Consider the following 18,101-nt stretch of genomic DNA (forward strand, 5'->3'; position numbering starts at 1 on the left):
CGAAGCGGGGAGGCGTTCTTATGCGGCCCCGGAGACACTAACAATGAGTCAAGCGATCGAAGTCAAGGTGCCGGACATCGGCGATTACACGGACATTCCTGTGATCGAGGTGCTGGTGAAGGCGGGTGATTCCGTCGAGAAAGAGCAATCGCTCATCACGCTGGAATCCGACAAGGCGACGATGGATGTGCCGAGCCCCGCGTCGGGCACGGTCAAGGAAGTGAAGGTCAAGGTCGGCGACAACGTGTCGGAAGGCGTGTTGGTCCTCGTGCTGGAAGCCGCTGGCGCTGCTGCGCCTGCCGCTGCCGCACCGGCCGCGAAGGAAGAAAAGGCGGCCCCGGCTGCCGCGCCTGCGCAAGCCGCAGCGCCCGCACCGGCTGCTGCCGCGCCTGCTGCAAGCGGCGGCGTGCAAAGCGTCAAGGTTCCCGATATCGGCGACTACAAGGGCGTGCCCGTCATCGAGATCGGTGTGAAGGTGGGCGACCGTGTCGAGAAAGAGCAGTCGCTCGTCACGCTGGAGTCGGACAAGGCCACGATGGACGTGCCGAGCCCGGTGGCCGGCGTCGTGAAGGAAATCAAGGTCAAGGTCGGCGACGAAGTGTCTGAAGGCACGGAAATCATCGTCCTCGAAGCCGAAGGTGCCGCTGCACCCGCAGCCGCACCGGCTGCCAAGGCTCCGGTCGAGCAGCCGTCGGACGCGCCGCAGGCCGCGAGCGCCAAGGCCGCGCCGGCCGCGCCGTCGGCACTCGCGCAAGCGCCGATCATCCCGGCAGGCGAAGGCGGTTCGCGCCGTGCGAGCCACGCGTCGCCGTCGGTGCGCAAGTTCGCGCGCGATCTGGGCGTCGATGTCGGCCGCGTCACGGGTACAGGTCCGAAGGGCCGCATCACCCAGGACGACGTCACGGCGTTCGTGAAGGGCGTGATGACGGGCGCGCTGGCGGCTCCGACTGCGGCTGCAGCCCCGGCTGCCGGTGGCGGCGCAGGTCTGAACCTGCTGCCGTGGCCGAAGGTCGACTTCACGAAGTTCGGTCCGATCGACACGCAACCGCTGTCGCGCATCAAGAAGATCTCGGGCGCGAACCTGCATCGCAACTGGGTCATGATCCCGCACGTCACGAACAACGACGAAGCGGACATCACCGACCTCGAAGCGCTGCGCGTGCAGCTGAACAAGGAAAACGAGAAGGCCGGCGTCAAGTTCACGATGCTCGCGTTCGTCATCAAGGCCTGCGTCGCCGCGCTCAAAAAGTTCCCGGCGTTCAACGCGAGCCTGGACGGCGACAACCTCGTCTTCAAGCAGTACTACCACATCGGTTTTGCTGCCGACACGCCGAACGGCCTGGTCGTCCCGGTGATCCGCGACGCCGACAAGAAGGGTCTCGTCGATATCGCGAAGGAAATGGCGGAACTGTCGAAGCTCGCGCGCGACGGCAAGCTCAAGCCGGACCAGATGCAAGGCGGCTGCTTCTCGATCTCGTCGCTGGGCGGTATCGGCGGCACGCATTTCACGCCGATCATCAATGCGCCGGAAGTGGCCATTCTTGGCCTCTCGAAGAGCGCCATGAAGCCGGTGTGGGACGGCAAGCAGTTCGTGCCGCGCCTGACGCTGCCGCTTTCGCTCTCGTACGACCACCGCGTGATCGACGGCGCCGCTGCCGCGCGTTTCAACGCGTACCTCGGCCAGATCCTCGGCGATTTCCGCCGCGTGATCCTGTAAAACCGCTCCGACCGGTCAGCACCGTCGCGCCGCATCTTCCGGATGCGCGTCGCGGCGGGCGCGGCCGGTCGTTCCTGAAGGGGACACCATGAGTCTCGTCGAAGTGAAAGTGCCGGATATCGGCGACTTCAAGGACATCGACGTCATCGAAGTCAACATCAAGCCGGGTGACGTGATCGAGAAAGAGCAGTCGCTGCTCTCGCTCGAATCGGACAAGGCCACGATGGAAGTGCCCAGCGAAGTCGCGGGCACCGTCAAGGAAGTGAAGATCAAGGCCGGCGACAAGGCGTCGCAAGGCACCGTCGTCGCGATCGTCGAGGTGTCGGAAGGTGCGGCGGCCCCCGCTGCTGCGCCGAAGACCGAGGCACCGAAGGCCGAAGCGCCCAAGGCGGCTGAAGCACCCAAAGCCGCAGCACCGGCACCGCAAGCTGGCAGCTTCAGCGGCAGCGCCGACGTCGAATGCGACATGCTCGTGCTCGGCGCAGGCCCTGGCGGCTACTCGGCGGCGTTCCGTTCCGCCGACCTCGGCATGAAGACCGTGCTGGTCGAGCGTTACGCGACGCTGGGCGGCGTGTGTCTGAACGTCGGCTGCATTCCGTCGAAGGCGCTGCTGCACACGGCGCTGGTGATCGACGAAGCCGCTGCGCTCGAGTCGCACGGCATCTCGTTCGGCAAGCCGCAGATCGATCTCGATAAACTGCGCGACTTCAAGTCGGGCGTCGTCAAGAAGCTCACCGGCGGTCTGGCCGGCATGGCCAAGGCGCGCAAGGTCGAAGTCGTAACGGGCCTGGGCACCTTCCTCGATCCGTACCACATGGAAGTGGCGGGCGAGGGCGGCAAGAAGATCGTCAAGTTCAAGCAGGCTATCATCGCCGCGGGCTCGCAAGCCGTGAAGCTGCCGTTCATGCCGGAAGATCCGCGCGTGGTCGATTCGACCGGCGCGCTCGAACTGCGCCAGATCCCGCAGAAGATGCTGGTGATCGGCGGCGGCATCATCGGTCTGGAAATGGCCACCGTCTATTCGACGCTTGGCGCGCAGATCGATGTCGTGGAAATGCTCGACGGCCTGATGGCCGGCGCCGACCGCGATCTCGTGAAGGTCTGGGAGAAGTACAACGCGAAGCGCTTCGCGAATGTCATGCTCAAGACCAAAACCACGAAGGCCGAAGCGAAGGACGATGGCATCTACGTCACGTTCGAAGGCGAAAAGGCTCCGGCCGAAGCGCAGCGCTACGACCTCGTGCTGGTCGCCGTGGGCCGCTCGCCCAACGGCAAGAAGATCGGCGCGGACAAGGCTGGCGTGGCGGTGACGGATCGCGGCTTTATCGAAGTCGACAAGCAGCAGCGCACCAACGTGCCGCACATCTTCGCGATTGGCGATGTGGTCGGTCAGCCGATGCTCGCGCACAAGGCCGTGCATGAAGGCCACGTCGCAGCGGAAGCGGCGCATGGCGAGAAGGCTTACTTTGACGCGCTGCAGATTCCGTCGGTGGCTTACACCGATCCGGAAGTGGCGTGGGCGGGCAAGACCGAAGAGCAGTGCAAGGCCGAAGGCATCAAGTACGGCAAGGCAGTGTTCCCGTGGGCCGCTTCGGGCCGCGCGATCGCCAATGGCCGCGACGAGGGCTTCACCAAGCTGATCTTCGACGAAGAGACGCATCGTGTGATCGGCGGCGGTATCGTCGGCCTGAACGCCGGCGATCTGATCAGCGAAGTCTGCCTCGCCGTGGAAATGGGCGCGGATGCGACCGATATCGGCAAGACGATTCACCCGCACCCGACGCTGGGCGAATCCGTCGGCATGGCCGCCGAGCTGTACGAAGGCGTCTGTACCGACCTGCCGCCGCAAAAGAAGAAGTAAATTCGTGCCGCGCCGCTCTCCAGAAGGAAGCGGCGCGCGTGAAAGCAGCAAGAATGAAAAAACGGCGCACCCCGCGAGGAGTGCGCCGTTTTCTTTTGGTCAGCGCGATGTTGCTGCGCGAGCCGCAGTAATGCGAGAGGCGCCGGAGCGTAAAAAAAGATTCCCGGCCGCCGGCGACCGGGCAAGCGACATGCCGGGCGGCATGTCGGAGCGTCAGATCCGGCGCCAGGCGCGCGCGAGGTTCAGGCGGGAACCTGCAAGCGGCTCGCGGCGCGCCCGGTCAATGCACGGTGAGCTTTGACTTAAGCTCAGGCCGGCTTCTTGGCAGTGGCGGCAGCCGAGCGCGAAGCCTGCGCAGCAGCCTTGCTGGCGGCGGCGGTGGCAGCATTGAAGTTGCTTTCGGCCATTTCGACGGCTTGCTTGGTGGCCTTGTGAACCGTTTCGTACGTCGTGTTGGCGGCGTTGATGGCCGACTTGATCACGGCGACAGCGGTTTCCGAACCGGCCGGTGCGTTCTTCGCGACGTTGTCGACGAGCGACTGAACCTTGCGGTTCTGTTCTTCGTAGTGCGCTTCGGCGACCTTCGCGAACTCAGCTTGCGTAGCCGAGGCGATTTCATAGACGTGGCGGCCGTACGACAGGACCTTTTCGGCGAGCGGCTGGGCGTAGCTCGACTGCAGTGCGAAGAATTCCTGCGCATCCTTCGCCGACAGCGCGCGTTGCGCCTGTTCCTGCGATTCCGCCAGATTCGAGCGAACGGCCTGAAGGTTCAATTCGACGAGCTTTTCCACGCCTTCGAATGCCTTGCCGGTCAGACCGAACAGGGTTTCGAGGTTGGCTTTGTGTGCGGCGACGAATTGCTCAGGGGTCAGCAGACTCATGTTTACGCTCCTGGATGGTTGGCGGCCTCGTAGGGTGGGTCGCCTGGAGTAAGTGGCAAGACGCTGGTGATCTGCCTGACGCCGGGTGCAGCCTGGTGCGCCTTTGTGCGTCGCAGCATTGAACCTGATTTTAGGTCGGCTCAGTCGAATGTCAAGGACTTTTGATGCGGCGCACAAATGCATTAAAGTTTTATTAAACAAACACTTATGCTAGTGGCATGAGGGTGCGAACGGTATTTGCGCTGAGCTGCGGCATGATGTCCGCCGATCATTTTGCTCTACGCCTTGCCTGACAAGGATGCGCATATGCGCGCTGGTTCTGGCAAGATTGAGTCTGACGGCGCGTTGCGGAGTTTTTTTAGGTGCGCCGTCGGGCTCCGTCAGGTCTGTCAGGGAATGCACCAGGGTGCGTCCACCAGATTCCTGTATGGAACGTTAAGTCTCTATTGCAGTCGAACTGCGCGTCGCGTGGTTCGGCGGCACGGATGTCAGAGCAACGTCCTCGGTATTTATCCCACATAAAGTTATCCATGACGCGCGCCGTTAATGCGTAGGCGACAGCAAACGTTGTCGGCGCAAGGCGCGGCAGGGTGGGGCCGTCCGGTCGATTGTCTGACTCCATCGAATGCGAGAAGTACATTGGTCTGCTCAATCAAGAACCAGATTTCGGTTTAACGAGTAGCCATAAGTGCTTCAATTTGCGAATTTTTCGTGGTTTTACTACACTTGGCGAACGATCCCGCCGCTTCATCCAGAACACCAATGAAATCCGACAAGCTCCTGTCGTTCAAACTGGTGCCCTCATCGGTTGTCAGCACCGCGCTGTCGGTGGCTGTTTCCGTGGCCATCAGTGCGACGCTGCTAGCGCCCGAGGGCGCTTTTGCTGCGTCGCAGAACACCGCCGCCGCTAAAACGGCGAAGGCCAAGAAGGCCACCAAGAAGGCTGACGTCGCACCCGCGAAGGTTGCGAAGAAGGCGGGCGCAACCCGCACCGTCGCCGCCAAGGACGACGATGCGCGTCCGACGGCGAAAAAGCGCCGCGTCAGCTACACGATGAATGGCCGGCACCACACGGCGGTGCGCCGCGTGGCGTTCGAGCCGCGTCAGCCGACCGTCGGTCAGGCGTTCGGCCTGCATGAGACGCCAGACTCGCTGATGCTGCGCTCGGGCGTGGCCTACGTGGTCGACCAGAACTCGCTCGAACCGCTCTTCGACAAGAATTCGCACGCCGTGGTGCCCATCGCCTCGATCTCGAAGCTCATGACCGCGATGGTCGTGCTCGACTCGAAGGCGCCGCTCACCGAGCAGATCGAAGTCACCGACGAAGATCGCGATTACGAGAAAAACACCGGTTCGCGTCTGTCGGTCGGCTCGGTGCTCTCGCGTGAAGACATGCTGCACATCGCGCTGATGGCGTCGGAAAACCGTGCGGCTGCGGCGCTCTCGCGCTACTACCCGGGCGGCCGTCCGGCCTTCATCGCGGCGATGAACGCGAAGGCGAAGCAACTCGGCATGACCGATACGCATTTCGAGAATTCGACGGGTCTGACGAGCCACAACGTCTCGACCGCGCGCGATCTCGTGAAGATGGTGAACGCGGCGTACCAGTACCCGATGATCCGTCAGTTCTCGACCGATCACAGCTACGATGTGTACACGGGCAAGCGCACGCTTGCCTACAACAGCACGAATGCGCTGGTGCGTAACTCGTCGTGGGACATCGGCCTGCAGAAGACCGGCTTCATCAACGAAGCGGGTGAGTGCCTCGTCATGCAGTCGACGATCCATGGCCGTCCGGTCATCATGGTCCTGCTCGATTCGAGCGGCAAATATTCGCGCTTCGCCGACGCGACCCGTGTGCGCACGTGGCTCGACAACGGCGGCGCGGACCAGCAGCCGCGCATCACGAGCGCGGACGCGGGCGGTCCGGGTACCTGACCCGCCACGCCAGCCATACCCATCAGTTTTCCGAACGCCCCGCTTTTGCGGGGCGTTTGTTTTTGTGGCCACCAACGGCGCGTCCTACGCCATCCGGCCGACTGTTTGCCGTGCGATGCCATCAGCAGAATCGTCAGTGTTTCAACGCGCGTTGCCTGTCCAGGGAACGCGAACTGCCGCCACTACGGTTGTCAATTGACAACCGTAGTGGCGGCGCATACACTGGGTTTGCCAATGAGACGATCGCATCCGAAGAAAGAGATCGAGGCTGCGCTGACTTACGCCGAATCAAAAGGTCGGTTAGTACGACCAGGCAAAGGCAACGGTCATGCGTGAGGAAGAATGTATTGCTCCGCTAACCAGGTGGACTGCCGGTGCGGGGAATTCTGTATCACGAGCATCTGGAGCACGCCGCGCAACGCAGGCAATCACGCACATCTGCTGAAGCGCGTGGTCGATAACTGCAAGGTGCAGCGCGCTACATAGCAGGAGTGACAATGAACTACGTTTTTACGCTCAAGTATCAACTGTCGGCCGAAGACTGCGATCAGGAACAACTGATCGAGCGACTCGCGCAGGCAGGCTGCGACGACGCGACCATCGGCGTGGGTCTGCCGGGGCGCATCGCACTGGCATTCGCACGCGAGAGCGAGAGCGCGTGGGCTGCCATCTACACGGCGTTGCAGAACGTGAAGGAAGCGGTGCCGTCGGCGCGTCTTGTCGAAGCCGCACCGGATTTCGTCGGCTTGACCGATGTGGCCGATCTGACTGGCATGTCGCGGCAGAACATGCGCAAGCTGATGCTCGCGCACTTTGCCGATTTCCCGCAGCCGGTGCACGAGGGCAGTCCGTCGCTCTGGCATCTGGGAGACATCCTGACCTGGCTCAGCGCGCGTGAGGGCTACAGCATCGACGCCACGTTGCTCGACACGGCGTGCACGGCGAAGCAGGTCAATCTGGCGAAGGACGCGCGCGAGGTCGATGCGCGCGTCAAGCGTCAGCTGGCCGAGCTTGTGACCTGAAGATGGGGGCGATGGGTTTGAGGCAAGCCCGGGAAGCAGCGCCTCAGGCCGGCTGCACGTGACCTTCGGCCGGTTCGGCGTGGTAGCCGAGCGATTCCGAAATCGTGAGCGCCGTCTTGCTCAGTTGCCCGAGCCACGAATCCTGCAGACGATCAGCGGGAGCGGAAAGCGACAGGCCCGCCACCAGTTTGCCCGTATCGTCGTAAATACCGGCTGCGATGCAGCGCACGCCTAGTTCGAGTTCCTCGTTGTCGCGTGCACAGGACTCCTGGCGCACATGCGCGAGTTCGCGCTCAAGGCGGCTCAGGTCGGTAATGCTGTTGCGCGTATGGCCCGAAAGACCGGTGCGCGTGGCGTAGGCGCGCACGCGCGTCGCTTCGTCGGCGGCCAGAAAGAGTTTGCCGACCGAGGTCAGATGCAGGGGCGCACGCCCACCAATCGCGCGCACCACCTGCATGCCCGAGCGCTCCGAGTACGCGCGCTCGATATAAACGATCTCGTCGCCCTGGCGTACGGAGAGATTTACCGTCTGGCCTGTGAGGCGATGGAGTTCGCGCATGGGCGAAAGCGCCGCGTCACGCACAGAAAGCCGCGCCTTCACGAGGTTGCCCAGCTCCAGCAGGCGCATGCCCAGGCGATAGGTGCCCGGGTCCGAGCGATCGACCAGGCGGCAGCTCACCATGTCGTTGAGAATGCGGTGCGCGGTGGACGGATGCAGTTCCGTGCGTTGCGCGAGTTCCTTCAGGCTGACTGGATCGGTATGTGCGGCGAGCGCATCGAGGAGGCGCATCATGCGCTCGATCACCTGAATCGAGGTCTTCGGATCTGGATTGGTGTCGGTCATGGGGGCGTATTCCGGATACAGATTCGTGTGACGCGGGGTGGGTGCGGCAAGCAGAAATTCATTGTATCTCGTATTGTGAAAAAAGTAAGCGTCTAACGGAAAGGGCCTGCTGCATTGCGGCAACGCTCGTCGGGGAACGTTCGGCGTTGGTGGGGAAGGCGAAACATCGGATAATCGGGGACGGTTTTCAGGAGGATTTCCCATGCGAGTCGGTCTGTTCGTCACCTGTCTCATCGACATGATGCGTCCAGAAATTGGCTTTTCCACGCTCAAACTGCTCGAAGAGGCCGGTTACGAAGTCATCGTGCCGCCCGCGCAAACCTGCTGCGGCCAGCCAGCGTACAACTCCGGCGAGCGCGCGCTGGCGCGCGATCTGGCTGAAAAGACGCTGCGTGAATTCGAACAGTTCGACTACGTGGTGGTGCCTTCGGGCTCGTGCGGCGGCATGATCCGCGTGCATTTCGGCGATCTGTTCCGTGACGATCCCGAACTGATGGCGCGTTACGGCAAGCTGCGCGAACGCGTTTTCGAGCTGACGGATTTCCTCGTGAATGTCGCGCGCGTGACGCTCCCGGAAGGCGAGTTCCGCGGGCCGGTGACCTATCACGATTCGTGTGCGGGCCTGCGCGAACTGGGCGTGAAGGCGCAGCCGCGCGAGCTTCTGGCGCAACGCGGCGTGCAGGTGCAGGAAATGAAAGACTGCGAACATTGCTGTGGCTTCGGCGGCACATTTGCAGTCAAATACGGCGCGATCTCAACCGCGATCGCCGACGAAAAATGCATGAACGTACAGGCGAGCGGGGCGGGCACGGTGGTGCTCGGCGACCTGGGCTGCATGCTGAACATCGAAGGGCGCCTGCGTCGCACCGGCGACCACAGCACGCGTGTGCTGCACATCGCCCAGGTGCTGGCCGGCGATATCTAGGCCAGCGGTCGTCACCACAACTCACGCCCTCACACGCCATGCAAGTCACCTCGATGCAGTTCAAGGCGCGCGCCGGTCAGAAACTGGCCGACCAACGCCTGCAGCACAACCTCAAGAAGCTCTCGACCAAGTTCGTGAGCGCTCGCGCCGAGGCGATCACGGCGATCGACTTTGAGGCCACGCGGGCCGCGCTCAAGGAGCGCCGCAATCGCGCGCTTGAGAATCTCGACGCCTGGATCGAGCAGTTCGAGGCCGAGGCCACCCGGCGCGGCGTCACGGTGTTGTTCGCGGAAACGGCGCGCGACGCGGCGAAACTGGTTGCCGACATCGCGCGCCGCCATGAGGTCCGCAAGGTCATCAAGACCAAGTCGATGGTGTCGGAGGAGATGCAGCTCAACTCCGTGCTGGCGGAAATGGGCGTGCAGTCCATCGAAACCGATCTGGGCGAATACATTCTCCAGATCAACAACAACGAGCCGCCGAGCCACATCATTGCGCCCGTCGTCCACAAGGATAAGGACGAGATCGCCGACCTGTTCGCGCGCACGCACGACAAGCCGCGCCTGACCGACATTCCCGACATGACGCGCGAGGCCCGTGAAGTATTGCGCCCCCATTTTCTATCGGCGGATATGGGGGTGACGGGCGGCAACTTCCTCGTCGCTGAAACAGGTTCGGTCGTACTGGTGACGAACGAGGGCAACGAGGGCATGTGCACGGTGATGCCGCGCGTGCATGTAGCGGTCACTGGCATCGAAAAGATCCTGCCAACGCTCGAAGACCTGGCCACGGCCATGCGCCTGCTGCCACGCTCGGCGACCGGGCAGGCCACCTCGAACTATTTCTCCATGCTCACGGGCCCCCGCGGCGCAGATGATCAGGACGGGCCCGAGCATATGTATGTGGTGCTCGTCGATGGTGGGCGCACCGGGCTGATCGGCGGTGAGTTTCAGGAAATGCTGCGCTGTATCCGCTGCGGCGCCTGCATGAACCATTGCCCCGTCTATCAGAAGGTGGGCGGTCACGCCTACGGCTGGGTCTACCCGGGGCCGATGGGCTCAGTGCTCACGCCAAGCTATGTCGGCATCGACAAGGCACTGGATCTGCCGCAAGCCGCCACCTTGTGCGGCGAGTGCAACAGCGTCTGCCCGGTAGGCATTCCGCTGTCCGACCTGCTGCGCAAGCTGCGCGAAAAGCAGACTGAACGTCGCTTGCGCCCGTGGCGCGAGCGCGCCGCGCTGGCCGCGTGGGGCTGGCTGGCCCTGCATCCCACGGCTTACGGGTTGCTCACCAAAATCGGCGTGCGCGTGCTGGAGCGTCTGGGCGGCTCGGGGCGCATGATCCGCAAGCTGCCATTCGCGAGCGGCTGGACCGATGGCCGCGATATGCCCGCGCCCGTCGGGCGAACCTTCCGCGAACTCTACGCAGCGCGCCACACCCATCTGGACGCCAACGTCCCGTCGCGAAAGCCATCGTAAGCGCGTGTGAAAGCGGCGCCTCCGCCCGGGCGCCGTCAACCTCAATGGAGCCACTGTTTAATCTGTGACAACAGTGTGTTCGACTTTGCCGGGTTTTTCCTGATTGCGATCGTCTATATCATTTCGACTGGCGATAGTGCGTACCGAGCCCTCATCGCCCCACAGTCGATAGAGAGTCGCATCATGAAAAAGAAAATAGTGGTGTATTGGCCGCTGGCGCTGATTGTGCCGCTCGCCGCCGTCGCATGGCTGCATGCCTGGAATACCGCCGAGCAGCAATTCCCGCTCGCCGCAGATCAAGTCAGCGCGGAACTCGCGCGCGCCGTGTCGTACGGCCTGGTTGACGATGGCGCCGACATGAAAGCCCCGGTGAAGGCATTGCGCAGCGCGACGCCGCTGCCGCAGGCGAGCGCGATTTGAGCCGCGCCTGGCGTCGAGTCACGCCAAGCGCGCAAATCGTGCGCTTTGTATAATTGCGGATTCGCCGCTCGCTGGCCCGGTTGGCCGCCCGAGTGTTCGCCCAAGTCCAGATTTATTGCCAGGTTTATCGTCAAGAACGAACGATGAAAAAGGTTTCTGTCTGCTTCGTGTGTCTCGGCAACATCTGCCGCTCGCCCACGGCTGAGGCCGTGATGCGGCGGCTTGTCGACGAAGCGGGTCTGACGGATCGCCTGGTGGTCGATTCGGCCGGCACGGGCAACTGGCACATCGGCGAGGCGCCTGATGAACGCGCCCAGCGCGCGGGCGGCAGGCGTGGCTACGATCTCGCGGTGCTGCGCGCCCGTCAGATCGCCGCTGAGGATTTCGACGCATTCGATCTGATCGTGGCGATGGACGATGCCAACGTCACGGCGCTGCAGCAGGTGGCGCCGGTGTCCGCGCGCGACAAGATCCGCCTGCTGATGGAATTTGCACCGAACGCCGATGAGCGCGTCGTCACCGACCCTTATTTCGGCGGCGAAGCGGGTTTCGAGGCGGTGCTGGATCAGTGCGAGGCTGCCTGCAACGGCTTGCTGGCGGCTCTGCGCCCCCAGCTTGCGGGTTGAGGCAGGGTGGTGAGGCAAGTGAAGTGAACGTGACGGCGCACCCCGAGGTTCGTTTTGCGTCGTTTTCCCTTTTCGTCAGTCGCGTAATAACCCGTATCGCGGCGCGGATACTTGACTAAACTAGTCATGTATTTATACTTGACGAAAATTGTCGAGAATTGCGGTTCCCCTACATCATGAGACTCACCACTAAAGGCCGTTTCGCCGTCACGGCGATGATCGACCTGGCCCTGCGCCAGGAGCAGGGCCCGGTGACGCTTGCGGGTATCAGCCAGCGCCAGCACATTTCGCTGTCGTACCTCGAACAGCTGTTCGGCAAGCTGCGCCGTCATGAAATCGTCGAATCGGTCCGTGGACCGGGCGGCGGCTACAACCTCGCGCGTCGCGCGGAGGACGTCACGGTCGCGGACATCATCATCGCCGTGGACGAGCCGCTCGATGCCACGCAGTGCGGCGGCAAGGGCGCGTGCGAAGGCACCAAGCAGCACGACGGCCACTGCATGACGCACGAACTCTGGTCGACGTTGAACCAGAAGATGGTCGAGTACCTCGATTCGGTGTCGCTCAAGGACCTGGTGGACAAGCAGCGCGCCCGCGAAGGCGCCGCGCCCGCCGTCCTGCGCGACCGCCGCACCGAGGCGCCCGCGGTCGAGCCCGTGAGGGCCGTGCCGCTCGGGCCGAACTCGATCTTCAATATGGCGAGTTCATGAGCGCACCCGCGCCGCAAGCCAGCAATACACAGTACATGCGCAGCACCCAGATTCCCCGGAGCGATAGATGAATAACGATATTCCCCACCTGCCCATCTACATGGACTACAGCGCGACGACGCCGATCGATCCGCGCGTGGTGGACAAGATGATTCCGTACCTGCGCGAGCAGTTCGGCAATCCGGCTTCGCGTAGCCACGCTTATGGCTGGGACGCGGAGCGCGCCGTTGAGGAAGCGCGCGAGCAGGTCGCTGCGCTCGTCAACGCCGATCCGCGCGAAATCATCTGGACCTCCGGCGCGACCGAATCGGACAACCTCGCGATCAAGGGTGCAGCGCACTTCTACAAGAGCAAGGGCAAGCACATCATCACGGTGAAGACCGAGCACAAGGCTGTGCTCGACACCTGCCGTGAGCTGGAGCGTGAAGGCTACGAAGTCACGTATCTGAGCGTCAAGGATGACGGTCTGATCGATCTGGACGCCTTCAAGGCCGCGATTCGCCCCGACACGATCCTCGTTTCCGTGATGCACGTGAACAACGAGATCGGCGTGATCCAGGACATCGAAACGATCGGTGAGATCTGCCGCGAAAAGGGCATCGTGTTCCACGTCGACGCCGCGCAATCGACGGGCAAGGCGCCCATCGACCTGCAAAAGCTCAAGGTCGACCTGATGTCGTTCTCGGCGCACAAGACTTACGGTCCGAAGGGCATCGGCGCGCTGTACGTGCGTCGCAAGCCGCGTATCCGTATCGAAGCGCAAATGCACGGTGGCGGTCACGAGCGCGGCATGCGTTCGGGCACGCTGGCTACGCACCAGATCGTCGGCATGGGCGAAGCGTTCCGTATCGCGCGTGAAGAGATGGCCACGGAAAACGAGCGCGTGCGCATGCTGCGCGACCGCCTGCTCAAGGGCCTCTCGGAAATCGAAGAAACCTACGTGAACGGCGACATGGAAAAGCGTGTCCCGCACAACCTGAACATCAGCTTCAACTTCGTCGAAGGCGAATCGCTGATCATGGCGGTCAAGGATGTGGCGGTGTCGTCGGGTTCGGCCTGTACGTCGGCGTCGCTGGAGCCGTCGTACGTGCTGCGCGCGCTTGGCCGCAACGACGAACTGGCGCACAGCTCGATCCGCTTCACGGTGGGCCGTTTCACCACCGAGCAGGACGTGGACTACGTCATCAACCTGTTGAAGACGAAGATCGCCAAGCTGCGCGAACTGTCGCCGCTGTGGGAAATGCACCAGGACGGCATCGACCTGTCGACCATCCAGTGGGCCGCGCACTAAGCGCTGCATCACGGACAGTCAGGCAGAAAAGCGAATCTCGACCCGGCCGCAGCGCACATCGACATGCAGCGCGGCCAACGAATTGAAGGAGTGTGATCATGGCATATAGCGACAAGGTTCTGGACCACTACGAAAACCCGCGCAACGTTGGCTCGTTTGCGAAAGACGACGATGCAGTCGGCACGGGCATGGTCGGCGCGCCGGCGTGCGGCGACGTGATGAAGCTGCAGATCCGCGTGGGCGCGGACGGCGTGATCGAAGACGCGAAGTTCAAGACCTATGGCTGCGGCTCGGCAATCGCCTCGAGCTCGCTGGTCACGGAATGGGTCAAGGGCAAGACGCTCGATCAGGCGCTCGACATCAAGAACACGCAGATCGCCGAAGAACTGGCGCTGCCGCCGGTGAAGATCCACTGCTCGATTCTCGCGGAAGACGCGATCAAGGCAGCGGTCGCCGACTACAAGCAACGCCACACGGCGGACGCGAAGGTCGACGCGGCGTAAAAGCTGCGCGCCACTTCAAGGCGAACAGCAGGCGGGACGGCGGCGCACCTTTCGGGGCACCGCCGTGAAATGAACGATCTGGATGCAGGCAAGCCTGCGCCGAGTCGTGACGAAGCGGGCGCATGTAGAAGGCTGACAGCGACGCACGACATGGAGTAGGGCGAAAACGTTATGGCAATCTCGTTGACTGAAAAAGCGGCACAGCACGTGCAGAAGTATCTGATCCGTCGTGGCAAGGGCGTGGGCTTGCGCCTGGGCGTGCGTACCACGGGCTGCTCGGGTCTTGCGTACAAGCTCGAATATGTCGACGAGCTCGCGCCCGAAGACAACGTGTTCGAAAGCCATGGCGTGAAGGTTATCGTCGATCCGAAGAGCCTGTCGTACATCGACGGCACGCAACTGGATTTCGTGCGTGAAGGCCTCAACGAGGGCTTCAAGTTCAATAACCCGAACGTGAAGGACGAGTGCGGTTGCGGCGAGTCCTTCCGCGTGTAAGCCCGCGCGTTGCGCTGAAAAGGCGGCCTGTGCCGCCTTTTTGATTTTTCGAAGCCGCGCTTTGAAGTCACTTTGAAGTGGCTTCAGCCTCGCATCACGACCCCACCAGAACGCTCAATCCGATGGCCTCGCTCTCTTCGCTTTCCGACAGCCACTTCGTGCTCTTTGGCCTGTCCGAGCAGTTCGCGCTCGACGCCGACGCGCTCGATCACGCCTACCGCGCCGTGCAGGCGCAGGTGCACCCCGACCGTTTCGCGGCGGCTGGCGAAGCGCAAAAGCGCGTCGCGATGCAATGGGCCACGCGCGCGAACGAGGCTTATCAGACGCTGCGCGACCCGCTCAAGCGCGCGAAGTATCTGCTGCATCTGCGCGGCATCGACGTTGGCGCCGAGAACAACACGGCGATGGAGCCGGCCTTCCTGATGCAGCAGATGGAATGGCGCGAGGCGATTGAAGACGCGGTGGGCGCGAAGAACGTCGATGCGCTCGACGCGCTGGCGGGCGAGTTGCGCGACGACGAACGCGTGCGGATGACGAAGCTCGGCGCGTTGCTCGATAGCGGCTCGAACCAGCCGGCCGCCGAAGCGGTGCGGCAACTGATGTTCATCGAGCGCGTGGCGGCCGAAGTCGACACGCAGATCGAGCGGCTGGAAGGCTGAAGCGCGCACGCGTAGATACGTGCGCAAACAGGCTTAGAACCCCCGGATACAGAAGGGGCCGCGCGGCGCGCAGAATGCGCGAAGCCACGGCTCCAAAACAGATCAAGCGATCACACAGATGGCATTACTGCAAATCTCCGAACCCGGCATGGCGCCGGCGCCGCATCAGCGACGGCTGGCTGTCGGCATCGACCTCGGCACGACGAACTCGCTGGTCGCCGCGGTGCGCAGCGGCGTGCCCGACGTGCTGCCCGACGCAGACGGCCACGTGCTGCTGCCCTCCGTCGTGCGCTATCTGGCCAACGGCGGTCGCCGCATCGGCCGCGTGGCCAAGGCCGAAGCCGCCACCGATCCGCGCAACACCATTGTCTCGGTCAAGCGTTTCATGGGCCGCGGCAAGGCCGACGTCGAAGGCGCGGCGAACGCGCCTTATGAATTCGTCGACGCGCCCGGCATGGTGCAGATCCAGACCATCGACGGCGTGAAGAGCCCGGTCGAAGTCTCGGCGGAAATCCTCGCGACGCTGCGCCAGCGCGCCGAAGACTCGCTCGGCGACGATCTGGTCGGCGCAGTCATCACGGTGCCCGCGTACTTCGACGAAGCGCAGCGCCAGGCGACCAAGGACGCCGCGCGTCTGGCCGGCCTGAACGTGCTGCGCCTGCTCAACGAGCCGACCGCGGCGGCGATCGCCTATGGTCTCGACAACGGCTCGGAAGGCCTCTACGCGGTCTACGACCTCGGCGGCGGCACCTTCGACCTGTCGATTCTCAAGCTCACCAAGGGCGTGTTCGAAGTGCTCGCGGCGGGCGGCGACTCGGCGCTCGGCGGCGACGATTTCGACCACGCGGTGTTCGCTTATGTGCTGGAACAGAGCGGCATCGAGCGTGCGGCGCTCGCACCCGAAGACGTGCGTCTGTTGCTCGACCGCGCGCGCGACGCGAAGGAAGCATTGTCGGCGGCGCCTGAAGCGCGTATCGAGGTCACGCTCTCGAACGGCGCGGCGATTGCCGTGACGATCGACGAAGCGCGTTTCGAGGCGCTCACGCAGGCGCTCGTGCAGCGCACGCTCACGCCCACGAAGAAGGCGTTGCGTGACGCGAAGGTCACGGCGAAGGACGTCAAGGGCGTGGTGCTGGTCGGCGGCGCGACGCGCATGCCGGTGATCCGCCGCGCGGTCGAGCAGTTCTTCGGCCAGGCGCCGCTCACGAATCTCGATCCGGACCAGGTCGTGGCGCTGGGCGCGGCGATCCAGGCCGACTTGCTCGCGGGCAACCGTGGCGGCGACGACGACTGGCTGCTGCTCGACGTGATCCCGCTGTCGCTGGGCGTGGAGACGATGGGCGGCCTCACCGAGAAGATCATCCCGCGCAACTCGACCATTCCGGTGGCGCGCGCGCAGGAGTTCACGACCTTCAAGGACGGCCAGACCGCGATGGCGATCCACGTAGTGCAGGGCGAGCGCGAACTCGTGTCCGACTGCCGGTCGCTGGCGCGTTTCGAGCTTCGCGGCATTCCGCCGATGGCGGCGGGCGCGGCGCGCATCCGCGTGACGTATCAGGTGGACGCGGACGGCCTGCTGTCCGTGTTTGCGCGCGAACAGCATTCGGGCGTGGAAGCGTCGGTGGTGGTCAAGCCGTCCTACGGTCTGGCCGACGACGACATCGCGAAGATGCTCGAAGACAGCTTCAAGACCGCCGATATCGACATGCGAGCGCGCGCCTTGCGCGAGGCGCAGGTCGAAGCGCAGCGCGTGATCGAAGCGACGCAATCGGCGCTGGCCGCCGACGGCGAACTGCTCGACGACGCCGAGCGCGCGGACCTCGACAAGCTGGTCGCGGCGCTTGCGCAGATCGCGCCGGGCGAGGACACCGACGCGATCGAAGCGGCCACCAAGGCGCTGGCCGAGGGCACCGACGAGTTCGCGGCCCGCCGCATGGACAAGGGCATCAAGCGCGCGCTGGCGGGCAAGAAGCTCGACGAGATCGGTTAAGTACAGAGTTAAGGCTGGATCGGCGCGATCCGAGCGCATCGGTTATGCACGCTGTCTGCGTGCTTTCCCGATGCAGCGAAGCGCGCGACGCCAGTAGAATGGGTGTGCCGCCGTCGGTGGACGGGGCGCGCCCGATATGACAAGTTTTGGATACGGAAATCAGAATGCCTCAAATCGTGGTGCTGCCCCATGTCGAACTGTGCCCTGATGGCGCGGTGATCGACGCCAAGCCGGGTGAGAGCGTGTGCGACGCGCTGCTGGAACACGGCATCGCAATCGAACACGCCTGCGAAAAGTCGTGTGCCTGCACGACCTGTCACGTCATCGTGCGCGAAGGTTTCAACGCGCTCGAGCCGTCGGAAGAACTCGAAGACGACCTGCTCGACAAGGCATGGGGTCTGGAGCCCACTTCGCGGCTGTCGTGCCAGGCGCTCGTGCCGGCCGAGGATGACCTCGTGGTCGAGATTCCGCGTTACTCGATCAATCACGCGAAGGAAAACCACTGATCCATCCCAAAGAGGAGCGCGCAGCCATGAAATGGACCGATACGCAGGACATCGCAGTGGCGTTGACGGATACCCATCCGGAAGTCGACCCACAGTATGTGCGCTTCACTGATCTGCATCGCTGGATCACCGAACTCGAAGGCTTCGACGATGATCCCGAGCGTTCGAACGAAAAGATCCTCGAAGCGATTCAGGCGGCATGGATCGAGGATGCGGGCTACTGATTCCACCTGAT

At 63.4% G+C, this 18,101-nt stretch carries 18 protein-coding genes and 1 pseudogene; 17 read left to right on the forward strand and 2 right to left on the reverse strand.

What is annotated here, in order from left to right:
* The first annotated feature begins 43 nt into the window (after positions 1-43).
* Together aceF and lpdA are read left to right on the forward strand one after the other, a co-directional pair.
* Entirely contained in the window at positions 44-1,717 is a 1,674-nt protein-coding gene (gene aceF / locus VG320_RS30205; RefSeq protein WP_327203747.1) for a dihydrolipoyllysine-residue acetyltransferase, read from the forward strand.
* Between the two features lie 88 nt (positions 1,718-1,805).
* Positions 1,806-3,578: a dihydrolipoyl dehydrogenase gene (gene lpdA, locus VG320_RS30210; RefSeq protein WP_327203748.1), complete on the forward strand. Its 1,773-nt coding sequence runs from the start codon at positions 1,806-1,808 to the stop codon at positions 3,576-3,578.
* A gap of 308 nt (positions 3,579-3,886) precedes the next feature.
* Here the strand turns inward: lpdA and VG320_RS30215 are convergent, their stop codons facing one another.
* Positions 3,887-4,459 carry a phasin family protein gene (locus VG320_RS30215; RefSeq protein ID WP_327203749.1) on the reverse strand — a complete coding sequence of 191 codons (573 nt, stop codon included), beginning with the start codon at positions 4,457-4,459 and terminating at the stop codon, positions 3,887-3,889.
* A 762-nt stretch (positions 4,460-5,221) separates the two neighbouring features.
* On the opposite strand from VG320_RS30215, the gene pbpG reads away from it, so the two are divergent.
* The 3 genes and pseudogenes from pbpG to VG320_RS30230 all read left to right on the forward strand — a co-directional run bounded on the left by pbpG (position 5,222) and on the right by VG320_RS30230 (position 7,419).
* Complete coding sequence (gene pbpG / locus VG320_RS30220) at positions 5,222-6,397, forward strand: D-alanyl-D-alanine endopeptidase (RefSeq protein ID WP_327203750.1); 1,176 nt, start codon at positions 5,222-5,224, stop codon at positions 6,395-6,397.
* 234 nt (positions 6,398-6,631) lie between these two features.
* A pseudogene (locus VG320_RS30225) lies at positions 6,632-6,883 on the forward strand (hypothetical protein).
* Between the two features lie 11 nt (positions 6,884-6,894).
* Complete coding sequence (locus VG320_RS30230) at positions 6,895-7,419, forward strand: DNA-binding protein (protein WP_327203751.1); 525 nt, start codon at positions 6,895-6,897, stop codon at positions 7,417-7,419.
* Positions 7,420-7,462: 43 nt separating this feature from the next.
* Here VG320_RS30230 and VG320_RS30235 read toward each other — a convergent pair whose 3' ends face one another.
* Complete coding sequence (locus VG320_RS30235; protein ID WP_027814948.1) at positions 7,463-8,263, reverse strand: IclR family transcriptional regulator; 801 nt, start codon at positions 8,261-8,263, stop codon at positions 7,463-7,465.
* Between the two features lie 202 nt (positions 8,264-8,465).
* On the opposite strand from VG320_RS30235, the gene VG320_RS30240 reads away from it, so the two are divergent.
* From VG320_RS30240 to iscX, 12 genes are all read left to right on the forward strand, one after another.
* Positions 8,466-9,188: a (Fe-S)-binding protein gene (locus tag VG320_RS30240; protein ID WP_327203752.1), complete on the forward strand. Its 723-nt coding sequence runs from the start codon at positions 8,466-8,468 to the stop codon at positions 9,186-9,188.
* Positions 9,189-9,226: 38 nt separating this feature from the next.
* Complete coding sequence (locus VG320_RS30245; protein ID WP_327203753.1) at positions 9,227-10,666, forward strand: lactate utilization protein B; 1,440 nt, start codon at positions 9,227-9,229, stop codon at positions 10,664-10,666.
* Between the two features lie 183 nt (positions 10,667-10,849).
* Positions 10,850-11,086 carry a hypothetical protein gene (locus tag VG320_RS30250; RefSeq protein ID WP_327203760.1) on the forward strand — a complete coding sequence of 79 codons (237 nt, stop codon included), beginning with the start codon at positions 10,850-10,852 and terminating at the stop codon, positions 11,084-11,086.
* A gap of 143 nt (positions 11,087-11,229) precedes the next feature.
* Positions 11,230-11,712 carry a low molecular weight protein-tyrosine-phosphatase gene (locus VG320_RS30255; RefSeq protein ID WP_327203754.1) on the forward strand — a complete coding sequence of 161 codons (483 nt, stop codon included), beginning with the start codon at positions 11,230-11,232 and terminating at the stop codon, positions 11,710-11,712.
* 176 nt (positions 11,713-11,888) lie between these two features.
* Positions 11,889-12,422, forward strand: coding sequence for a Fe-S cluster assembly transcriptional regulator IscR (gene iscR / locus VG320_RS30260; protein ID WP_143887201.1), 534 nt, complete (start codon positions 11,889-11,891; stop codon positions 12,420-12,422).
* 67 nt (positions 12,423-12,489) lie between these two features.
* Positions 12,490-13,713, forward strand: a complete 1,224-nt coding sequence (locus VG320_RS30265; protein ID WP_327203755.1) for an IscS subfamily cysteine desulfurase — start codon at positions 12,490-12,492, stop codon at positions 13,711-13,713.
* 98 nt (positions 13,714-13,811) lie between these two features.
* Positions 13,812-14,216: a Fe-S cluster assembly scaffold IscU gene (gene iscU / locus VG320_RS30270; RefSeq protein ID WP_205981854.1), complete on the forward strand. Its 405-nt coding sequence runs from the start codon at positions 13,812-13,814 to the stop codon at positions 14,214-14,216.
* 171 nt (positions 14,217-14,387) lie between these two features.
* Positions 14,388-14,711 carry an iron-sulfur cluster assembly protein IscA gene (gene iscA / locus VG320_RS30275; protein WP_327203756.1) on the forward strand — a complete coding sequence of 108 codons (324 nt, stop codon included), beginning with the start codon at positions 14,388-14,390 and terminating at the stop codon, positions 14,709-14,711.
* A 122-nt stretch (positions 14,712-14,833) separates the two neighbouring features.
* Positions 14,834-15,370 (forward strand): Fe-S protein assembly co-chaperone HscB, encoded by a 537-nt coding sequence (gene hscB, locus VG320_RS30280; RefSeq protein ID WP_327203757.1) that lies wholly within the window; start codon positions 14,834-14,836, stop codon positions 15,368-15,370.
* A 118-nt stretch (positions 15,371-15,488) separates the two neighbouring features.
* Positions 15,489-17,360: a Fe-S protein assembly chaperone HscA gene (gene hscA, locus VG320_RS30285; RefSeq protein ID WP_327203758.1), complete on the forward strand. Its 1,872-nt coding sequence runs from the start codon at positions 15,489-15,491 to the stop codon at positions 17,358-17,360.
* 164 nt (positions 17,361-17,524) lie between these two features.
* Positions 17,525-17,866, forward strand: a complete 342-nt coding sequence (fdx, locus tag VG320_RS30290; protein ID WP_167056146.1) for an ISC system 2Fe-2S type ferredoxin — start codon at positions 17,525-17,527, stop codon at positions 17,864-17,866.
* 26 nt (positions 17,867-17,892) lie between these two features.
* Positions 17,893-18,090: a Fe-S cluster assembly protein IscX gene (iscX, locus tag VG320_RS30295; protein WP_027814936.1), complete on the forward strand. Its 198-nt coding sequence runs from the start codon at positions 17,893-17,895 to the stop codon at positions 18,088-18,090.
* The last annotated feature ends 11 nt before the right edge of the window (positions 18,091-18,101 follow it).

Origin of the sequence: Paraburkholderia sp., assembly GCF_035948235.1 — a bacterium.
GTDB lineage: Bacteria > Pseudomonadota > Gammaproteobacteria > Burkholderiales > Burkholderiaceae > Paraburkholderia.